This window comes from Pseudoalteromonas umbrosa, assembly GCF_030125375.1.
Taxonomy (GTDB): Bacteria; Pseudomonadota; Gammaproteobacteria; order Enterobacterales; family Alteromonadaceae; genus Pseudoalteromonas; species Pseudoalteromonas umbrosa.
On record NZ_JASJUU010000003.1, the window covers coordinates 520,653 to 540,151 of the forward strand.

At 39.0% G+C, this 19,499-nt stretch carries 14 protein-coding genes; 8 read left to right on the plus strand and 6 right to left on the minus strand.

What is annotated here, in order from left to right; all coding sequences use genetic code 11:
- The first annotated feature begins 383 nt into the window (after positions 1–383).
- Positions 384–2,423, plus strand: a complete 2,040-nt coding sequence (locus QNM16_RS12220) for a S9 family peptidase (protein ID WP_284020740.1) — start codon at positions 384–386, stop codon at positions 2,421–2,423.
- 495 nt (positions 2,424–2,918) lie between these two features.
- On the opposite strand, the gene QNM16_RS12225 is transcribed toward QNM16_RS12220, so the two are convergent.
- Positions 2,919–3,293 carry a hypothetical protein gene (locus QNM16_RS12225; RefSeq protein ID WP_284020741.1) on the minus strand — a complete coding sequence of 125 codons (375 nt, stop codon included), beginning with the start codon at positions 3,291–3,293 and terminating at the stop codon, positions 2,919–2,921.
- 1,313 nt (positions 3,294–4,606) lie between these two features.
- On the opposite strand from QNM16_RS12225, the gene QNM16_RS12230 reads away from it, so the two are divergent.
- A complete protein-coding gene (locus QNM16_RS12230; protein WP_284020742.1) occupies positions 4,607–5,452 on the plus strand; it encodes an alpha/beta hydrolase in 846 nt (281 codons plus the stop codon).
- Between the two features lie 66 nt (positions 5,453–5,518).
- Here the strand turns inward: QNM16_RS12230 and QNM16_RS12235 are convergent, their stop codons facing one another.
- Positions 5,519–5,704 carry a hypothetical protein gene (locus QNM16_RS12235; RefSeq protein ID WP_284020743.1) on the minus strand — a complete coding sequence of 62 codons (186 nt, stop codon included), beginning with the start codon at positions 5,702–5,704 and terminating at the stop codon, positions 5,519–5,521.
- 258 nt (positions 5,705–5,962) lie between these two features.
- On the opposite strand from QNM16_RS12235, the gene QNM16_RS12240 reads away from it, so the two are divergent.
- Positions 5,963–6,478, plus strand: a complete 516-nt coding sequence (locus QNM16_RS12240; protein ID WP_284020744.1) for a DUF2867 domain-containing protein — start codon at positions 5,963–5,965, stop codon at positions 6,476–6,478.
- 62 nt (positions 6,479–6,540) lie between these two features.
- Here QNM16_RS12240 and QNM16_RS12245 read toward each other — a convergent pair whose 3' ends face one another.
- Positions 6,541–7,836, minus strand: coding sequence for an alkaline phosphatase (locus tag QNM16_RS12245; protein WP_284020745.1), 1,296 nt, complete (start codon positions 7,834–7,836; stop codon positions 6,541–6,543).
- Between the two features lie 128 nt (positions 7,837–7,964).
- On the opposite strand from QNM16_RS12245, the gene QNM16_RS12250 reads away from it, so the two are divergent.
- The 3 genes from QNM16_RS12250 (at position 7,965) to rnd (ending at position 11,789) form a co-directional block, all read left to right on the plus strand.
- The gene (locus QNM16_RS12250) at positions 7,965–8,840 is read left to right on the plus strand and encodes an alpha/beta fold hydrolase (RefSeq protein ID WP_284020746.1); all 876 of its coding nucleotides are present in this window, start codon (positions 7,965–7,967) and stop codon (positions 8,838–8,840) included.
- A gap of 117 nt (positions 8,841–8,957) precedes the next feature.
- Complete coding sequence (gene fadD, locus QNM16_RS12255) at positions 8,958–10,607, plus strand: long-chain-fatty-acid--CoA ligase FadD (RefSeq protein WP_284020747.1); 1,650 nt, start codon at positions 8,958–8,960, stop codon at positions 10,605–10,607.
- A gap of 51 nt (positions 10,608–10,658) precedes the next feature.
- Entirely contained in the window at positions 10,659–11,789 is a 1,131-nt protein-coding gene (rnd, locus tag QNM16_RS12260; RefSeq protein ID WP_284020748.1) for a ribonuclease D, read from the plus strand.
- Positions 11,790–11,841: 52 nt separating this feature from the next.
- Here the strand turns inward: rnd and QNM16_RS12265 are convergent, their stop codons facing one another.
- The 3 genes from QNM16_RS12265 to QNM16_RS12275 all read right to left on the minus strand — a co-directional run bounded on the left by QNM16_RS12265 (position 11,842) and on the right by QNM16_RS12275 (position 15,480).
- Positions 11,842–12,936, minus strand: a complete 1,095-nt coding sequence (locus tag QNM16_RS12265) for an MBL fold metallo-hydrolase (RefSeq protein ID WP_284020749.1) — start codon at positions 12,934–12,936, stop codon at positions 11,842–11,844.
- A 403-nt stretch (positions 12,937–13,339) separates the two neighbouring features.
- Positions 13,340–14,290 (minus strand): carbohydrate kinase family protein, encoded by a 951-nt coding sequence (locus tag QNM16_RS12270; RefSeq protein WP_284020750.1) that lies wholly within the window; start codon positions 14,288–14,290, stop codon positions 13,340–13,342.
- Positions 14,290–15,480, minus strand: coding sequence for an AGE family epimerase/isomerase (locus QNM16_RS12275; protein WP_284020751.1), 1,191 nt, complete (start codon positions 15,478–15,480; stop codon positions 14,290–14,292). Before QNM16_RS12275 ends, QNM16_RS12270 begins: the two co-directional genes overlap by 1 nt.
- 233 nt (positions 15,481–15,713) lie before the next feature.
- Here QNM16_RS12275 and QNM16_RS12280 point away from each other — a divergent pair, with 233 nt between their 5' ends.
- Positions 15,714–16,985, plus strand: a complete 1,272-nt coding sequence (locus tag QNM16_RS12280) for a sugar MFS transporter (RefSeq protein ID WP_417709811.1) — start codon at positions 15,714–15,716, stop codon at positions 16,983–16,985.
- Between the two features lie 185 nt (positions 16,986–17,170).
- Positions 17,171–19,498, plus strand: coding sequence for a GH92 family glycosyl hydrolase (locus QNM16_RS12285; protein WP_284021226.1), 2,328 nt, complete (start codon positions 17,171–17,173; stop codon positions 19,496–19,498).
- Position 19,499: the final 1 nt, after the last annotated feature.

The window sequence follows — 19,499 nt, forward strand, 5'->3', positions numbered from 1 at the left end:
TACAAGGGGTTACTTTTTAGGTTGTTTTTTGAACAGAAATTATTGTTATATATGAATATATATTTTAACATGAAAAATATTCATAGTGTGTTTTTGGCATGATATATGGGTACATGAATTACTACTATTGGCGAAACCGCTATTGAGACTACTTTTTTCTGGTGCTTTATCTTTACGTATTCGATGTGAAATTTTGATAGGTGCGTCTAATATTCAATGAAACTTAAACAACAGCGTTTTAGTTATAGGCTTATCAAAAGCGACAGTGCATTAGCTCGCTGTCCGGTAAACATTCGTTTAGGGGGTTTTATCCCAAATTGTATGATTCATTTGATGGATAGTGTTATTTTGCATTTTCATATTAATAGAGGTATCACAAGCCAATGAAAACTCGTTTATTTTTATTGTTTGTGTTGTTGGTTGGGTGGACGTTTAATGTGCACGCGACTTCTTCACAACCTAACACAGCTCTGAATGTAGAGCGCTTATGGCAGTTAGAACGACTGGGTTCGCCTGTTGTGTCATCAGATGGCAATTTTATCGTTGCACCAGTAACAAAGTTTAATGTTGCAAAAGATAAAGGCGATACGCAACTATGGTTGTTTGATGCAAAGGGCAAACCGGCAAGGGCTTTAACATCTGCTAAATTAAGGGCGAGTGGGCCTGTATTTTCTCCTGATTCCAGTCAACTCGCATTTATTAGTAAGCGTGCAGAGGACAAAGCTAGCCAAATCTATATTTTGCCTCTAACTGAGCCCGGTGAAGCAAAAAGGTTGACGAATGTCCCAACTGGGGTGAAAGGTATAAAGTGGGTAGGTAAGCACCTTTATTTTATTAGTTCGGTTTGGCCGCAAAAAACCTGGGCTGAAATGGAAGCGCTATTAAAAGAGCAGAAGGGTACCAAAGTATCAGCTCGCCAATGGAGCGCGCTGCCATACTCTTCTTTTGATCATTTTATTGATGAAGACAGACAAGCACATGTTTTTCGTATTCCAGCAAATGGCGGTCAGGTTGAGCCTATTACAGAGCCAATGGGAAGACAGCTGATCCGATCAAGTCAATCAGCATTGAGCTATGACATTGACTCAAAAGAGACCCACATTGTGTTTAATTCTAATGGTTGGGATAACCAAGTTGACACTAAGTCAGATATTTTTGTTGGTAAAATTGGTAGTAAGCAAGCTGTAAACATTACGCCAGACAATAATGCGCCAGATTTTTCGCCAAAGTTTAATCAAAGTGGTAAAACCCTAGCCTATTTAAGCCGCAGCATTCTTGGCTTTTATGCTGACACTGCTGTCATAAAACTATATGACTTAAAAAATAAAGAAACAAAAGTACTCAACATAGACAAAGACCGTTCAGTCACAAATATTACATGGGCTGATAATGGTCGTGATTTTTATAGTTCGATAGATGATGCTGGAACAAGGCGTATTTACCATATTAATGGGAAAAGCGGGAAAACACGTGCCATTACAAAAGACACTAATTTTGGCGCGCCCATACTGCTTGGTTCACGCAAATTAGTGACAACTAATGAGAGCTTTTTGTATCCAAAACGTTTAGTCGTAGTCAATACGCGTAATGGTAAATCAAGTCGCATAGACAGCTTGAATGAATCTGTCATGTCTGAAGTTAAGCTAGGTACATACGAATCTGTCACTTACAAAGGTGCGGGGGGACAGGACATACAAATGTGGGTTCATTATCCGCCAGGGTTTGATAAATCTAAAAAGTACCCATTAATGATGCTGATCCATGGTGGACCGCATAATGCAATCACGGACGGGTTTCACTATCGTTGGAATGCGCAAACTTTCGCTTCTTGGGGATATGTAACGGCGTGGCCTAATTTCCATGGTTCAAGTGGTTTTGGGCAGGATTTTGCTGATGCGATCAACCCAGATTGGCGAACGAAGCCCTTAAAAGATGTGCAATTGGCAACAAAATGGTTTGAGCAAAAGTCATGGATAGATGCAGAGCGTATGGTTGCAGCAGGAGCAAGCTATGGTGGTTTTTTGAGTTCGACATTACTTGGCGACAAACACTCTTTTAAGGCATTTTTAATTCATGCTGCGGTTTATAACATGTACTCTCAAATGTCGGCTGATTTTGCTGTACATTCACCTCGCTTCGGCAGTTATTGGGAGCAGCCGGAAATTTATAAAACTATTTCTCCACACTTTTATGCTGAAAACTTTAATACACCAACACTGATAGTTCATGGTCAGCTAGATTATCGCGTGCCTGTCGGACAGGGCTTTGAGCTATTCCGTACTTTGCAGACCAAAGGCGTAGAGTCACGCATGATTTACTTCCCAGATGAAAACCATTGGATTATGAAACCCAATAACTCAATCTATTGGTACAATGAAGTTGAGAAGTGGATGACTAAATTTGCAGAGCCCGGTGGTAAATAAACTTACGTGTGGAGCATCTGCACAACGTTAAGCTCCGATTTTTAGACCAGCAAGCACACCTGCCTAGTTTGCTTGCTGGTTACCAATTCCTCACTTCTAATGAATACTGCTGCAAAAGGCTATATCCTCACTTAAGTAGATATCTTAGTGACTAGTTGTAATCTTTGCTATTTACATAGTTTTTAGCATTTCGCTGGCTAGAACGCTGAGAATAGTAAGCAAAAACTATGTTTATATAGCTGATAAGTGTAATTCTGCTCCTACATACTTTACGAATAATATTTGTATGGATGACTTTTATCTACCATGATAAGCAAATTTGAAAAGGTCTCTTCTGTCTTATTAACTCACTGAATGATTAAAGAATTAAAAGGTTGTTTAAGTGAAGAAGAAGTCTTTATTTTAAGTTTCTTGAGTGTTTGCGAGTCAAGTTTAACTATTGCCTAAAGCGCCTAAAAGGTTTTAGGCGCTGCTCAGATTTAGCTAGTTAAGATGTTAATGGCCAGTCTCATATGACGCGGTAGCAGTGTTAGTTTTTTCCCATGTACCGTCTTTATATAGAATTAATGCAGAAGCTGATGTAGCAGAGTATGCTCTGACCGTAACTCTACAGCTTGTGCTGGTGCCACTGCATCGAGCTGCGCCATTCCACTGAATTTCTTGGATAGGCTTCGAAACATTTTTTAGGTAAAAACGACCTGATGTGGATGTCCCGAACGAGAAATCTATGCCAAAACAGTTTTGTGTGCCATTGCCCCAGCTGTTACCGTTACCTTTGGGGTATACATCACACACAAGCTCTGCTGAGAACGCAGAACCAGCAAAAAAAGTGCCTGCTACAAGTGTAAGAGCTTTTAAAGTTGTTTTCATTTTTAAAATCCTGTTTATTGATGTTTTTTATTGAATGCACTTTGTGCATTAACAAGATAGTAAAATTTTTAATCTTTCGTCAATGGTGTTTTTTCTAAATTAACCAGTCTATGGAAATAATTAGGTTGGGATTTTGTTTTTAATTTACTGATAAGTATATGAATAATTTCTTCCTGTAAGATTTGTTATTTGGAAGTTTTTGTTTTCTATGGGTATTTTTTATTTAACATTTCTGGTGTTTTTATGTTAAATTTTATGTTCTAGAACAACTTTTTTGCTCTTTTAAAGCAGCTAGTTGTATCTGTTTTAGTTTTTATAAATCAGTTATGAATATAGTATATATGATGCACATCATATGTTTTGAATTAGGGAAACTAAAAATACAATCAGTTAGTCGTCAATGGAGTGTAGAGTCGATAAGGGGCTTGTAGATTTTACTCTTTTAAGAGCTGTGTTCAGATAAAAAATAAAATTAGATGGCGATAATGTGATTTTCGCAGCCTAGCAAAATGGTTGGGTATTTATTTCATAAAACTCTCAATAATGAAACCACTAGAATTATTGAAAGTATGTTAACTCAACGTTTTATTAGCTCGAATTTCAAGGTTATAGTTTTAATGAATAAAATGGCGAGAGGAAGTTATGCTTGGTAACCAGCTCTGCATCATGCTTTTCAATATTAATTCAATAGTAAGTATGCCCTCTATATTGAGCAATGAAAGATGTTAAGTGGTCTCCAACTTGTTTGATAACTGCTTGATAAAACGTAATGGCGATAGGGCGGCTTCGGTTTTTGGAAAAAACTGGTCGCTAAACTTATATTTGTATTATACCTAGATCTGTATTACCTAGTCACTCGAATAGACGTTACACACAAAACTGTCAATTAAAGAACAAATCATCAGCGATGAATGCTCGAATTTTCATACCTTTCGTAACTTTAATGAGCACAATATATTTTATTCGATTCATACTGCCCTCTGATATGTTAAATAGAATCTTTCTTACATGCGTCAATGATAGTATAGCGTTTTATATCAAAGTTATTTAAGTTTCTGAATTATAGATTTACTTTTAATCCATTCAGATTTTTTATTATCAAGTGGCTGTTTTTAGTGAGCTTCAAAACTTATCTTGCATCATAAGCTCTTTAGTGGGGTTTGCGATGCATGTAATTTGTATCACCTTTCTAAAATTGATTGTTTTTTCATTTATCAAAAGTAGTTTGTGGTTACAAAATATGTACATACCACATTTTAGGAATACTTTCTGATAGATTGGTACATATAACCTACTAATAATCAGGAAATAAAATGAAAAAGCATGTGATTTTTTTGACTTTCTTTTTACTAAATGGGTGCACTATTTCGATTAGTGAATCTAATTTCATTAGCCAGTCAGACTCGATAAAGCACTACACTCCGCAATTTTTACAAAGCCTTGAGCGCATTACCGCTCAGCATAAAGTTAAAGAGCTGAAGATGTCCGTAGATGGAGGTAATGTTGAATTGCGTGGCTTGCATTTAGATTTTTCCGGGACAAATAATACAATTTTGTTTATACCGGGCAATGGAATGACACTTGAAAGCTCAGCAACTCAGAAAGCATTACTACATTTAGCTGAATATAATTTTGATATTGTTGTGTTCGATCGCAGGGGATTAGGCGCAAGTAATGGCAAAGCAACGATCTCGAACTTAGTTGAAGATGCAAAAATGAGCTTTGATTATGTCCAAAACCAACTTCATGCTGATAAAGTGCTAGTACATGGTTTTTCTTTAGGTAGTTTTTTGGCTGCTCAAGTAGCCAGCGTAAAGCCAATTGATGGGTTGGTAATGGAAGGCTCAGCTACTAATGTTCAAGAGTGGATAGACGAAGCAATTCCTTGGTACAAAAAAATTATTGTAGATGTTCAAGTGGATGACGTCTTTTATTCTGTTGATAACAAGCAAGTGCTAAGGGGGGTGTATAAAGGACCATTACTGGTGATTGGCGGTGGGGAGGACAAGCAAACTCCTGTTTCACTCTCACATGCACTTTATAAATCGAGTAACAGTGAAAATAAGCAAATTGTGATATCTGAAGAAGCTGATCACTATCAAATGTTCGACAATGAGAGCGTACGCCGTGTCTATGCTAATTTTGTAGCGAGCTTATAAATAATTGCTTTGGATGGGCTAGCATTTAGGTGCTTGCTAACCCATTTTTATATTTAAGTTTTTCTATCAACAAGGTGATGTTGGACAACCACATTCAGAATACCAAGTAGGGTTACGAGGTACTGAAGGTCCACAATTGTCAGTATATCGATCCGTGTGATCACCCCCAGCAATGTTTGGTGTCATATCCAGCGGCAGCTTCATGTTGTCTTTAGATAAACTTTTTAGTGTTTTTTTATTTAGCTTTTTCATTCTCATTTTTCCTTATGTCTTACTTGGTTTCTATTTACCGTATATTAATAATAAAAAAATGTAAATATTTTGTTTTTATATTGTTCCTTTTATTTTTACTAGTTATCCCTACACGCGTTCTTGAAGTTAGGCAGTGCTTAACATTACAGATTTTTCTTTAAGAAATGTATGCACTGAATTTGATAAATTGGGTGTGGTTGCAATAGTGCTATTAGTATTGGTAAATTCTACTTAACACTTTAACTCGATATTAATTTTATGGATAAAATACCGAACTCCTCCCTTATTAAGTTATATACACAAGATGCAGATTTTTATGATTGCTTTTCGTCTGATATCGATTGTTACCGAGGTGAAACTGCACTTGAGCTGTTTATGGAGCTAGTGACGCGCTCACCAGAGTGGTTCAATTTTTTAATGAGTTTACGTAATAAGATAGTTTCTAGCTTTGGTTTGAAAGATCTTGGTGCGATTGGTGCTGTTAATCCGCAAAGGAATATTAAGAATATAGAGGTTGGAGACAGGGTCGGGATTTTCACTCTTTATAAAAATACTCAACATGAAGTTATATTAGAGGATAAAGATAAACACTTAAACGTTAAAGTATCATTTTATGTGACACCAAATGACTCTGGAGCCAAACTCCATGCAACGACAGTTGTTCATTTAAATAATACATTTGGCAAATGGTATATGTTTTTTATAAAACCAGTACATAAATTGATAGTACCTACACTATTACAGCGACTTCGCAAGCTTAAAGAGCGAAGGTAAACAGGTATAAGTTGATAGGTTGGTTGTTAGAAGCCACAACCAACCTAATGTGAAATGAAAATTTAGCGTTCAATAAATGAAATTAATTTCTCAGCAATTTGAGTATTGTTTTGCGAGCCAATGAAATCTTCACGGCCTTTACCATGTGCAAATACCTGAACATCTATGGCAGTATGACCACCAGTTGTCCAACCTGTGTAACTAGCTTCGTTTATTTGCTCGTTTATCGCTTTAAAAAGAGCTTTATCACCCTCGGACTTTGCTTCTTTAAGTTCTTCAGCGACTTCAGATGTATACTCTAAACCGGTAAGTGCAACCCAGTCTTTTTCAAGGCTTTTACTATCTTTAAGTTTTTGGGTTATGGTTTTGACTGAAGCTTTAACATTTGCAACGACGTCACGTTCCCATTTGTAGTCACCGTCTGCACCCAGCGTTAGACCACCGGTAGAGTGATCAGCTGTAATAACTAAAAGTGTATCAGGGTTTTTGTCTACATAGGCCTTAGCTAGTTCAATCGATTGAGCAAAGTCATCCATTTCCTTCATTGCGCACGCAATATCGTTAGCATGTCCACACCAATCAATTTGGCTACCTTCGATCATGACAAAAAAACCTTCTTTGTTTTTGTCTTGATCAAGTAAATCTAGCGCCTTATTTGTCATATTTGTTAGGCGAAGAGGGCTTTCATCAATAGCATGCGGCATGCCTTTTTTGGCGAAAAGCCCGATTGCAGGTACTGATTTAAGTGAGTTTAGGTCATTTAAATCGTCAATGTATTGGTATCCTGCTTGTTTGAACTCCGAAACGATATTTCTATCTTCTCGAATGAAGTATTGTGTGCCGCCGCCTAACATCAAGTCGACAGGTAATTTACCCGCTATTTTGACATCTACATAATCGTTTGCGATTTCATCGTAATTGCGTCTTGACTCATTATGTGCGGCAAAACTTGCAGGTGTTGCATGGTTAATTTGTGAAGTTGCAACCAACGCTGTAGTCATGCCTTTTTCTTTAGCCATTTGCAGCATTGTTTTTAGCGGCTTTTTGGCTGTGTCAACGGCGATTGCGCCATTATAACTTTTCTTTGCTGTACTTAGGGCCGTTGCACCTGCTGCACTGTCTGTCACCACTGTGTTGTCGTCAGGGTAAGTGTGCGCCATACCAACTAAAATTGAGTCAAACACAGTAGGCTCAACTACTTTTGTTGTTTTGTCATCTTTGTAGTATCTATATGCCGTGGTATATGCTGGGCCCATGCCGTCACCAATCATGTAAATGATGTTTTTTGGTGCAGCGTAAACTTGGCTACTCGCTAATAATGAAATAGCCGCTGCAACTGCCGAAATTTTGCGTGACATAGTTTTTCCTTTGAATTCCCGTGTTTGATTTAAAGTCTGATGCAATAATTGAATTAATTATTTCTATAGCTGTATAGATTTTATCGCGTATGATCTTAACTAAATGTGTTTGTGAAGAATATCAATAAATGCTGATTAATAAAAAAAATGAGATGAAAGACAATTTTAAAGGTGGCTTTTCTTGGCAACAGGTTGGTAACGGGCCTTATGCCGTCGTGTGTTTGCATGGCTGGTTAGACAACAGCAACAGCTTTAAACCGATGGCAGAGCTGCTGACAGAAGCTCAGAAAAAAAAATATACTTGGATTTTTTTGGATTTACCGGGGCATGGCAAATCAAATTGGAAATCTGACGATGCGCAGTACTATTTTGTCGAGTATGTATACGATGTAATGCGTTTCATGCAAACAGCTAACATAAAAAGTGCACATTTTGTAGGCCACTCCATGGGGGCACTAATAGCCAATCTACTGGCTAGTATTTTTCCTGAGTACGTTCGCTCATTGAACTTAATTGACGGAATTGGACTCATATATCAAGGCCCCCAGTTCGCTAAAACAAACTTGATAAAAGCATTTGAAGAGCGACAAAGGCAATCTAGTCAACATAACCGTTGGTTTGATGACAGGTCATCAATGATCAAGGCAAGAGCCAAGGTCGGTGGCTTCGATGAGCAAATTGCAGAGATTTTGATGGAAAGAACGATTCTTGTCGAGTGCGGTAAATATAGATTGAGTTCAGACCCGAAACTTAAATTACCCTCGACCATCAGGTTAAATGAGGAACAAGCGATTAGTTTATTAGATAAAATTTCAGTAGACACTATGCTTATCTTACCTGAAAAAGGATATGCTCAAATGCGTGATAACATGAAAAAATTTCTGTCGTGTTTTGATAAACTTAGCGTTTCCAATGTCTCTGGAGGTCATCATTGCCATATGCAACATCCTCAAAATATCTTAAATGAGATTGTTGGACATATCGAAAAGCAGGTGCTTTGCTGATTGTAACTTTGCTTTAAATATGGGAATATCCATCAGTTAGAGTATTTACTCAATTGTTTAAGTGCCTTATTTGCTTTAAGGTTAATGAAAAAAAGAACGAGAACACAGGAGCTAAGAGTGGAAAAAATCTGGCTAAAGCGCTATCCAGAAGGCATGCCGGCAACGATTGATCCAGAACACTACAACTCGCTGCTAGAATTAATAGACGAATGTTTCACCAACTATGCTCAGTTACCCGCTTATTCAAATATGGGTAAAACACTGACATATAAAGAGATTGATGAAGCGACTAAGTCGGTTGCAAGTTATATTCAAAACACACTTAAACTTGGGAAAGGTGATAAAGTTGCGGTGATGATGCCAAACTTACTGCAAACACCGATCACTATTTTAGGTGTACTAAGAGCGGGTTGTACAGTTGTAAACGTTAATCCGCTTTACACAGTAAGAGAATTAGAGCATCAATTAAACGATTCTGAGGCCAAAGCTATTTTCATTCTAGCGAACTTTGCAAGTACGTTAGAAAAAGCACTTCCTTCAACATCGGTTAAACATATTGTTTTAACTCAGATTGGTGATTTACTTGGCGGTGTGAAAAAGCATTTGGTGAATTTTGTCGTCAAGAAAGTTAAAAAGATGGTACCGGCGTATAATTTGCCATCAGCCATTCCTTTTGCAAATGTAATGAGTGCTGATCCTAATGGCTATAAAAAGCCTGACGTCAATCAAAACGACCTTGCATTCTTGCAGTACACCGGTGGTACGACAGGTGTTTCAAAAGGTGCGATGCTAACGCACGGCAATATGGTTGCTAATTTAGAACAAGTATCAGGGTGTTTAGACAAAGTACTAGATAAAGGTAAAGAAGTTGTGATCACGGCGCTACCGCTTTATCACATCTTTGCGCTTACTGCGAACTGTCTGACTTTCATGAAGTATGGCGGTCATAATATTTTGATCACAAACCCCCGTGACATGGCCGGCTTTGTCAAAGACCTAGCCAAGTATCCATTTACTGTGATTACGGGTGTTAACACGCTATTTAACGGTTTACTCAATACTGATGGCTTTGCGCAGTTAGACTTTTCAAAGTTGAAAGTGTCTTTAGGTGGTGGCATGGCTGTTCAGAGACCCGTTGCAGAAAGATGGCAATCTGTCACTAACTCTCGCTTACTTGAAGGCTATGGTTTAACCGAGTGTGCACCACTTGTGACTATTTGTCCGTTAGACCTAGCTGGCTATAACGGATCAATTGGTTTACCAGCACCGAGCACAGATTTAAAAATAGTGCTAGACAATGGTGAGGAAGCACCTAAAGGTGAACCAGGTGAACTTTTAGTGAAAGGCCCTCAGGTAATGGCGGGTTACTATAACCGTCCAGACGCAACGGCTGAGTGTTTGCAAGATGGTTGGTTTGCAACAGGTGATATTGCAACCTATGACGATGAAGGCTTCTTTTACATTGTTGATCGTAAAAAAGATATGATCTTAGTATCCGGTTTCAACGTGTTCCCTAATGAGATTGAAGAGGTTGTTGCAAGCCATGATGGCGTACTTGAAGTTGCAGCTATTGGTGTGCCTCACGAGGTCAGTGGTGAGCAAGTTAAAGTTTTTGTTGTCAGAAAAGACCAATCTTTGTCAGAAAAAGATATAATAGCGCATTGTCGTGAAAACCTAACAAACTACAAAGTTCCAAAAATGGTTGAGTTCAGAGATGAACTACCAAAAACGAACGTAGGTAAGATATTACGTAGGGCGTTAAAATAACAAGAAACCGGCTTATGTCGGTTTTTTTTCGCAAGAAGCGAAGGAGTCAATGTGCAGTATCAGTTTATTCAAACTCAAGCGGAGTTAGATAAATTTATTAACCTCATTTGTGAAAGTAAAATCTTAGCAATTGATACCGAGTTTATGCGTCGTAGAACGCTGTATCCTGAAAGTGCTTTATTCCAAGTGTATGATGGTACACATCTGGCTTTAATTGACCCATTGATTGATATGGACTTTTCAGCTTTATGGGCACTGTTTACTTCGCAAGATGTGATAAAAGTAATTCACTCTCCCTCTGAAGACATTGAAGTTTTTCAAAAATTTGGTGGTATTGTACCTTCACCTTTGTTTGATACCCAATTTGCATTGCAATTGTTGGGGGAAGGGAATTGTGTTGGTTTTGCAAACATGGTTAAAAACCTTTTGGATGTTGAAATCGATAAGAGCATGTCGCGTACAGACTGGTTGAAAAGACCATTATCGGATAAACAGTTGGAATATGCCGCAGCTGATGTTTACTACCTTCTTCCTTGTTTTGAAAAACTAATAAAGAAAATAGAAGAAAAGCAGTTATTTGATATTGTGATATCAGAGAGTGAATTGATTGCTCAAAAGCGTGCTTTTAGAACGCCGGATGAATACCTTTACTTAAGCATTAAAAATGTTTGGCAGTTAAGAGGGCGTGATCTTGCTGTATTGAGAGAGCTTGCTGCTTGGAGGATGAACAAAGCCGAAAAGAAAAATATTTCGGTAAACTTCATCCTTAAAGAGCTCAATATGGTTGAGATTGCTAAGAGGCGACCTAGCTCACTTTCGAGTATGCGCAATATTCCAGAAGTCGATGCAATGGAAGTGAATCGCTCTGGTAAAGAAATATTAGTGTGTATTGAGCAAGGAAAATCTGTAGCAGAAGATGCTTTGCCTGCAAAAGTAAAAAGGCTAATTGATTTTGCACAGTACAAACGAGCGGCGAAAGAGATTAAGTCAGACATCACAGATGTTGCTAAGAAGAGTAATTTACCTGTTGATGTCATTGCATCTAAAAAGCAAATTAATCAAGTGATCAGTTGGAACTGGAAACTTAGTGCCAAAGAGCGCGAAGTGATGATAAAACCTGATTTATTCCAAGGCTGGCGTAAGCAACTCATTGGAGATGCGCTTAAAAAGTGGGAAGCATAACTTTGCTCCCCAATCGTCTAGCGAAGCAGTTTACTTCGCTAGATTTGCTTAATCAGAATTCGGCTTGCTCACCTTCATTCAAAATAAAAAGTGGGGTTCGGCTGTTCAGCTCCTCTTTCATATGTAATAAACGAAATAGTGCTGAGTGTGATGTATGATCACCCATTTTCCAGCTCATATTTCCGTGTCCCCAAGGGACCATTACACCGCAATTTAGCTCATCAGCTGCAATTAGCGCATCTTCTGGAGTCAAATGGACGTTTCTATACCACTTTCCATGTTTTTCGTGATGGTAAGATGCGATTGGGATGAGACAGACATCCATATCACCATACTGTTGGTGTATATCTTTAAAGTGCCCTGAGTAACCTGTATCGCCAGCAAAAAACAATTTCCTGCCTTCACTTTCGAACACCCAGCCACCCCAAAGTGTTTCATCATCATCGCTTGTGATCATGGGCACAACAATACGACTACTAAAATGATGTGCGGGGACAAAATGAACTTGTGTGTTACCGATATCATATTTGGAGAACCAAGGCATTTCTACAATGTTATAACCACCAGTAGGAAAGTAATCTGCAAAGTTTAAAGGTGTTAGGTAGGTTGGATGATTACCTATGTTTTCGATATCTGATTTATTGAAGTGGTCGTAATGGATATGTGAATAGACGACTGCCTGAGTATCTTCAAGTGTTTGTTTACTGTATGCACTGGGCTCCGTTCGATAAAAGCCACCTGCCAAGTGAACAAACGCCCAATCTACGGGCCAGTCAAATTGGCCTGTGACAGGGTCAATTAGTATGGTTTCCCCAGTAGGTGTTGTTACGGAAAAGCTAGCATGACCTAACCATCTGACATTAAATGTATTTCCTTTAGTTATAGAAAGGTTTGGATTTTTACCAACGTACTGGCAGCGTTCCATGTCATTTTCACAATGAATATCTTGGCTTTTGGGATAACAATTCTCTTTACAAGTATAAGGATAATCTTCGGGCATCTTGTATGTATTGGCAAATTGGTGGGTATAGCCTTCAGTTACTTTGTATTTGATGTCCTTAGTCGGCTCCAAGCGATTTACGTTATTTTGTGAAGCACAACTGGCTAATAATATGCAAAGTGGAAGAGGGAAGTATTTGTTTATCATAGGTATAAAATTTCTTATTGTAATTATCTTAGTCTGTCTCTATTCTGAAATTGCCTAACATTTAGAGTGTTAAACAATTTAAATCACTATGGGAGTGTTATGGAACGAGTTTCAGACGAAACCTGGTACGCAGTTTTATTATTTTTCGCATTGATAATAGTACCTTTTTTAATAGGGCTCGCAATATTTAAAGTGTATCGAAAAGTATTTCCATATAAACCTTCTGAAAATGAGTCTGTTGTAGAGGCGTTAAACGCAAAGCGACTGGGGTTTTTTCGACCTTTTTTAATCGGTTGGACTGTGTGCGGACCAATTGTATATTGGTTTTATGGCGAATATTTGCAGTATGTGTAGCGGTTAAATAGGCTCATCCTTGAGCCTGTCTCACACTTAGGAAATTTTATTATTCTATATCGTGGTTGCTTGGTAGAGAAACAAAAGAGCCAAACCTTGTGACGGCATACGCCCCACATTTAGCTGAGAAATTTACCAAGTCGAGCACTTGTGCTTCACTACTGACTATTTCTTCAAATGGGGTTTGAGGTAATTTGCGTGTTAGCTCAGCAAGTAAGCCTCCCACAAATGCATCTCCACCCGCAGTTGTATCAACCGCTTTTACATTAGGCGGCGTGATGTATCCAGAAAATTGTTCAGTAAAGTAACGAATGTCATTGGCACCGTCAGTGATGACTAGCAGCTTAACTTTGCTAGATAATATTGCCTCAATGGTATTTTGCTCATCTTTAGAAGGGTGGGCATGTGTGTTTAAAAATACCAATTCTTCTTTAGACAACTTCACCACATCAGATTGAGACATAATGTGCCAAATTCTGTCGACGCAATGGTTCATCGAAGGCCAAAGGTTTTCACGCAAGTTCATATCAAAGCTTTTGATAAGGCCATGTTGCTTGGCTCTTTCCATTGCTGTTACTGTACTTAGATAGATATTTTTCTCTGTGAGACTGTTAGAGCACACATGTAAAATGGTGCCTTGCTCAAACATATTTTCTTCGAAATCTTCTTCACGAAATAATAAATCGGCTGCTGGTGGTCGATAAAAGCTAAAGCTCCTATCTCCATCACTATCTAACGAGACAAAGGCTAGTGCTGTTTTTGCTTGAGAGGTAAATTTTACAAAATCAGTATTCACCTGCTGATTGGATAGTTCATCTTTTAAAAAGTGACCAAACATGTCATCACCGAGCATACCGCAAAATATGCTATCTATACCTTGCTTTGCTACGGCAACAGAGACATTTGCTGGCGCGCCACCGGCATATTTAGTAAAGGATTCTGGTGTGCCACCATCAGATAAAAAGTCTATTAGCGCTTCACCAAAACAAATAACGCTCATTAACTTCTCTCACTTAAATTATAGGCTCTTAACACTTCGTAACAGGCACCCATTGTGTGGTAATCGGTTTTACCAGCAGGGCTCTTTTCATCGCTGTAACTGCGGTTGTCTTGGGTCAGAATTCGATACCAAGCGCCGTATTTATGATCGATCATATTATCCCAGCTGTATTGCCAGATTTTTTCATACCATTGCCAATACTGCTCATCGTTGGTTTCAATTGCTAACAGGGCAGCGGCTGCAAAGCTTTCAGCTTGAACCCAAAAGTATTTGTCGCCATCACAAATGCTTTTATCTGGTGCAAAACCGTAGCAAATACCACCATGCTCTTCATCCCATGCATGTTCAAGCGCCTGATCGAATAAGAATTTGGCCTTGTCTACCATCCAAGCTTCTGGTTTGTGTCTATTTAGGATCAATAGTAGTTTGGTCCATTCTGTTTGGTGACCTGGTTGGAAGCCCCAAGGTCTAAATAAGTGCTTAGGATTGTCTTTATTGTAATCCCAATCGATTTCCCAGTTGCTGTTGTAATGCTCCCAAACTAGACCATCAGCTAAGCTGGCTTGTTTCATTGTCATATTGTGTGCAAGTATGTAGGCGCGGTCTAAAAACTTATTATCATTTGTGGCTTCAAAACACATAAGCAGTGCTTCACACATATGCATGTTCGCGTTTTGACCGCGATATTTGTCTGCATTAGTAAAGTTTGCATCAAACTCATCAAGATATAATCCGAACTTAGTGTCATAGTATTTTTGTTCTAATAATGACCATACTTGTTCGATAGTATCTTTTGCTGAATTGATACCTGCTTTTACAGCCATGGCGTTTGCAAGTAATACAAATGCCAGACCGTAACAATGATTGGTTAGGTCGCTCGGCACTCCATTTTCAATAAGCCAAGCGTATCCGCCATTTTCTTGCTTATGGACTGTTTCTAAATAATCTAGGCCATGTTGCACTAATTCTAAATATTCAGCGTTATCTGTATTGATATATGCCATGGCATAGTTGAAAACAAATCGAGTGCTTGATACTAGATGACGCGTGCTGTCATCATAAATGTCACCATTGTCCTTGAAAAACTGATAAAACCCACCCTTGTTGTCTACGCACCTCGGATGATAGAACGCCATGGTTTTATCAATATGTTGCTGTAAAAAATCTCTACTCTTAAAATCTAGCGACATTATTTGTGCTCCACTCTCAAATCGCGTAGCGGTCAATCTTTTAAATGCATATTAAACTGTGACATGCAATTAAACATCTGAATTTGGTTTATTCAGTATAATGACCGTGTTTTCTCATTTATTCATTTACTGTAGCATCTTAAAAAAAATAATGGAACGATCCAATAAAACATTTGTGATTTTCTTGTAACAATGTGTAGAATCATTACATCCTTTAACATGGAGTAATCCGAGTGAGTGAAATCAACATGAATCAAAGCATTGCTGCAGGCACCCAGAACAACGAAAAAAACTACTTTTTTCCGCTTGCTGCAATGACAACCCTGTTCTTTTTATGGGGTTTTATTACTGTATTTAACGATGTTTTAATTCCAAGACTAAAGAGCGTTTTTGACTTAAATTACACAGAAGCAATGTTAATCCAATTCTGCTTTTTCATTGCTTATTTCGTTGTCTCTCTTCCTGCAGGCAATTTGGTTAAGAGACTTGGCTATCAAAAAGGTATAATTATCGGCCTTGTTGTTGCTGCCGCTGGTTGTTTGCTGTTTTATCCTGCTGTTATTGTGCATCAGTACTGGGTATTTCTTAGTGCATTATTTGTGATGGCATCAGGTATCGTTATTTTACAGGTTTCTGCAAACCCTTATGTTGCTGCGCTGGGTACTCCTAAAACGGCATCTAGCCGATTAAACTTAGCTCAGGCACTTAACTCATTGGGAACAACTTTAGGCCCAATCGCAGGTGGTATGTTGTTATTTGGTGCTGGCAGCGCAGCGGTAGTAGAGGCTGCTAATGCTGACTCTGTCAAAGTACCTTACTTGGTCATTGCAGGTTGCTTGCTCGCAATCGCGGTTGTGTTTGCTTTTTTGAAGCTACCAACAATCGAAGCGCATATCGAAACTGAAGACTGTAAAGTCAAAGACAAAAACTTAAAAGAAGCACCTCATTTAATGATGGGTGTTGTCGCTATATTTTGTTATGTAGGCGCAGAGGTTTCTATTGGTAGCTTTATCGTAAACTATTTTGCAGAAGAACATATTGGTGGCTTAGATGCGCCAACGGCTGCTAAATTGCTTGGTTATTATTGGGGTGGGGCGATGGTTGGTCGCTTTATTGGCTCTCAAGCACTTAAATACGTAGCGCCTTCGAAAGCATTGGTGTTCAACTCAGTCTTTGTCATGTTGTTGTTGGCAATGACCATGTTTACAGAAGGTAATATTGCGATGGTGTCTGTGCTGGCGATTGGTTTGTTTAACTCAATCATGTTCCCAACTATTTTTACAACTGCTATTGAAGGTCTAGGCTCACTAACAAGTAAAGGCTCAGGTTGGCTGTGTTTGGCCATTGTTGGTGGTGCTATTATTCCTTTATTGCAAGGGGTTGTCGCGGATACTATGCATATTCAAATTAGTTTCATTGTGCCGCTCGTGTGCTACATTTTCATTGCTTGGTATGGCTTGAATGTGGTCAAGCTATCTAAGCAATGGCATGACAAAATAGCGTAAAGCAAAAACTTCTTTCTAATAAGGCAAGTGTTCACTTGCCTTTTTTAACTTAAATTTATAAATTTCTATCTCATAAGTATTGAATACGTATTCATAGACGTTGTATATTAAACTCAGTTGGAACGATCCAATCATAATTTAGAATAAAGGAGAGGCACATGCATCGCTCTATTTGGGCTGCAGCTATGTTGTCACTTACCTCAGTTTCGTCGGTAAGTGTGGCAAGCGAATCAAACACGCAGTGGGTTGATACATTCATTGGTACTGGCGGAGATGGTCATACATTCCCTGGTGCAGTTGTTCCATTCGGTATGGTCCAATTAAGTCCTGATACTGATAACCCTATGCGCGGCGTTTCACCACAACCAGAAATATACAAGCGCTGTGCAGGCTATCACTATGATGATCATACGATAGTAGGTTTCTCTCATACGCATTTCTCAGGTACTGGTCACTCTGATTTAGGTGACTTATTGGTTATGCCAATCACTGGCGATGTAAAGCTAACAGCAGGTACTGCAGAAAAACCAGATACTGGCTATCGCTCACGCTTTTCTCACGATAAAGAGTGGTCAGAACCGGGTTATTACGGCGTTGAGTTACAAGACTACGATGTCACAGCTGAGCTAACAGCAACAACTCGTGTGGGTATGCATAAGTATACCTTTAATAGCCATGATGACGGTCATGTTCTATTTGATTTAACTAGCTCAATTTATAACTTCGAAAACAAAGTTATTTGGAGTGACATTCGTAAAGTTGATGACAGAACGCTAGTTGCTTACCGTGCGACTAATGGCTGGGCGCGTAACAGACAAATGTACTTTGCGATCCAGTTCTCTCAGCCTATCGATGACTATGAGTTCATTAATGAAGACAACATGCGTTACAGATGTATGAATTGTCTGAATACCAAGCAAAAACACTCAACGATCGAAAACAAAGCTGTAAAAATGACTGCGGGTAAAGCCGTTAAATTTGTTGCTTCATTCGATGGTCTAAAAGATAAACCGCTTTACGTTAAAGTTGGTTTGTCAGCGGTGAGTCGTTCAAATGCACTTGAAAACTTAAATGCAGAAATCCCACATTGGGACTTTGATAAAGTGCGTGCTGAGTCAAAGCAGCTTTGGGCTAATTACCTAGACAAAGTCGATGTTGAAGGCACTGTATCTGAAAAGCGTCAATTTTACACAGCGCTTTATCATGCATTACAAGCACCAAGCATTTACCAAGACGTAAACGGTCAATACCGAGGTGTTGACGGTGAGATCCACGACGGTAAAGGCTTTGAGCACTACACATTATTTTCACTTTGGGATACTTACCGTGCGCTGCACCCGTTACTGACGTACATCGATCCTGATCGCGTATCGGGCATGATCCAATCTATGTTAGTTCACTATCAACAAAGTTATGAAAAGATGCTGCCTATTTGGTCTTTCCATGCCCATGAGACTTGGACAATGATTGGCTATCACGCAGTATCGGTCATTGCAGACGCTTATCTTAAAGGTATTCGTGACTATGACATTGATTTAGCGGTTGAAGCGATAACTAACACAGCAAATAACAAAGTGTATGACGCGATCCCTGAGTATAAAAAGTATGGCTACGTGCCTATGGATGTATTGCCAGAGTCAGTGTCTATTACCTTAGAGTATGCGTACGATGATTATGCTATTGCACGTATGTTTGAAGCGATGGGCAAAACAGAGCTGGCTAAAGATTACTATGCGCGTGCAATGAGTTACAGAAACGTGTTTGATCCTGAAACTAAGTTCATGCGTGGTCGTGATACTAAAGGTAACTGGAACCCTGACTTTAATGCATATGAAGCAAAGTATATGGGCGCATTTACTGAAGGTAACTCGATGCAGTACAGCTTCTACGTACCGCACGATGTTGCAGGCCTAATTGATTTGATGGGCGGCGATGACGCATTTGAAAAGCGTTTAGATGACTTATTCGATACCCATTTATCTGCTGACATGATCAAAGAGCATGAAGATATCGCAGGCTTAATTGGTAACTATGCACATGGAAACGAGCCAAGTCACCATATTGCTTACCTTTACAACTATGCGGGTAAGCCTTGGCGTACACAAGAGCGTATACGTCAAATCATGGATACACTGAGCTCTGACAAGCCTGATGGCCTTGCGGGTAACGATGATGTTGGTCAGATGTCTGCATGGTATATTTTCTCAGCCATGGGCTTCTACCCAGTAGCACCGGGTGATTTGTCATACGCAATTGGCGCGCCGCAAACACCTAAAGTAACCTTAAAGCTGGCAAATGGTAAAACATTCACAACGACTGCTAAAGGCTTAAGTAAAACACATAAGTATATTCAGTCTGTGAGCTTAAATGGAAAGCCACTAAACCGTAACTACTTAACGCACGCAGACATTATGTCTGGTGGTGAGCTTAAGTATGTAATGAGTGATAAGCCGAACAAAGCATGGGGCAGCGAAATTAGCGCACGTCCACCGTCAATGTCGGAGTATAACTAAG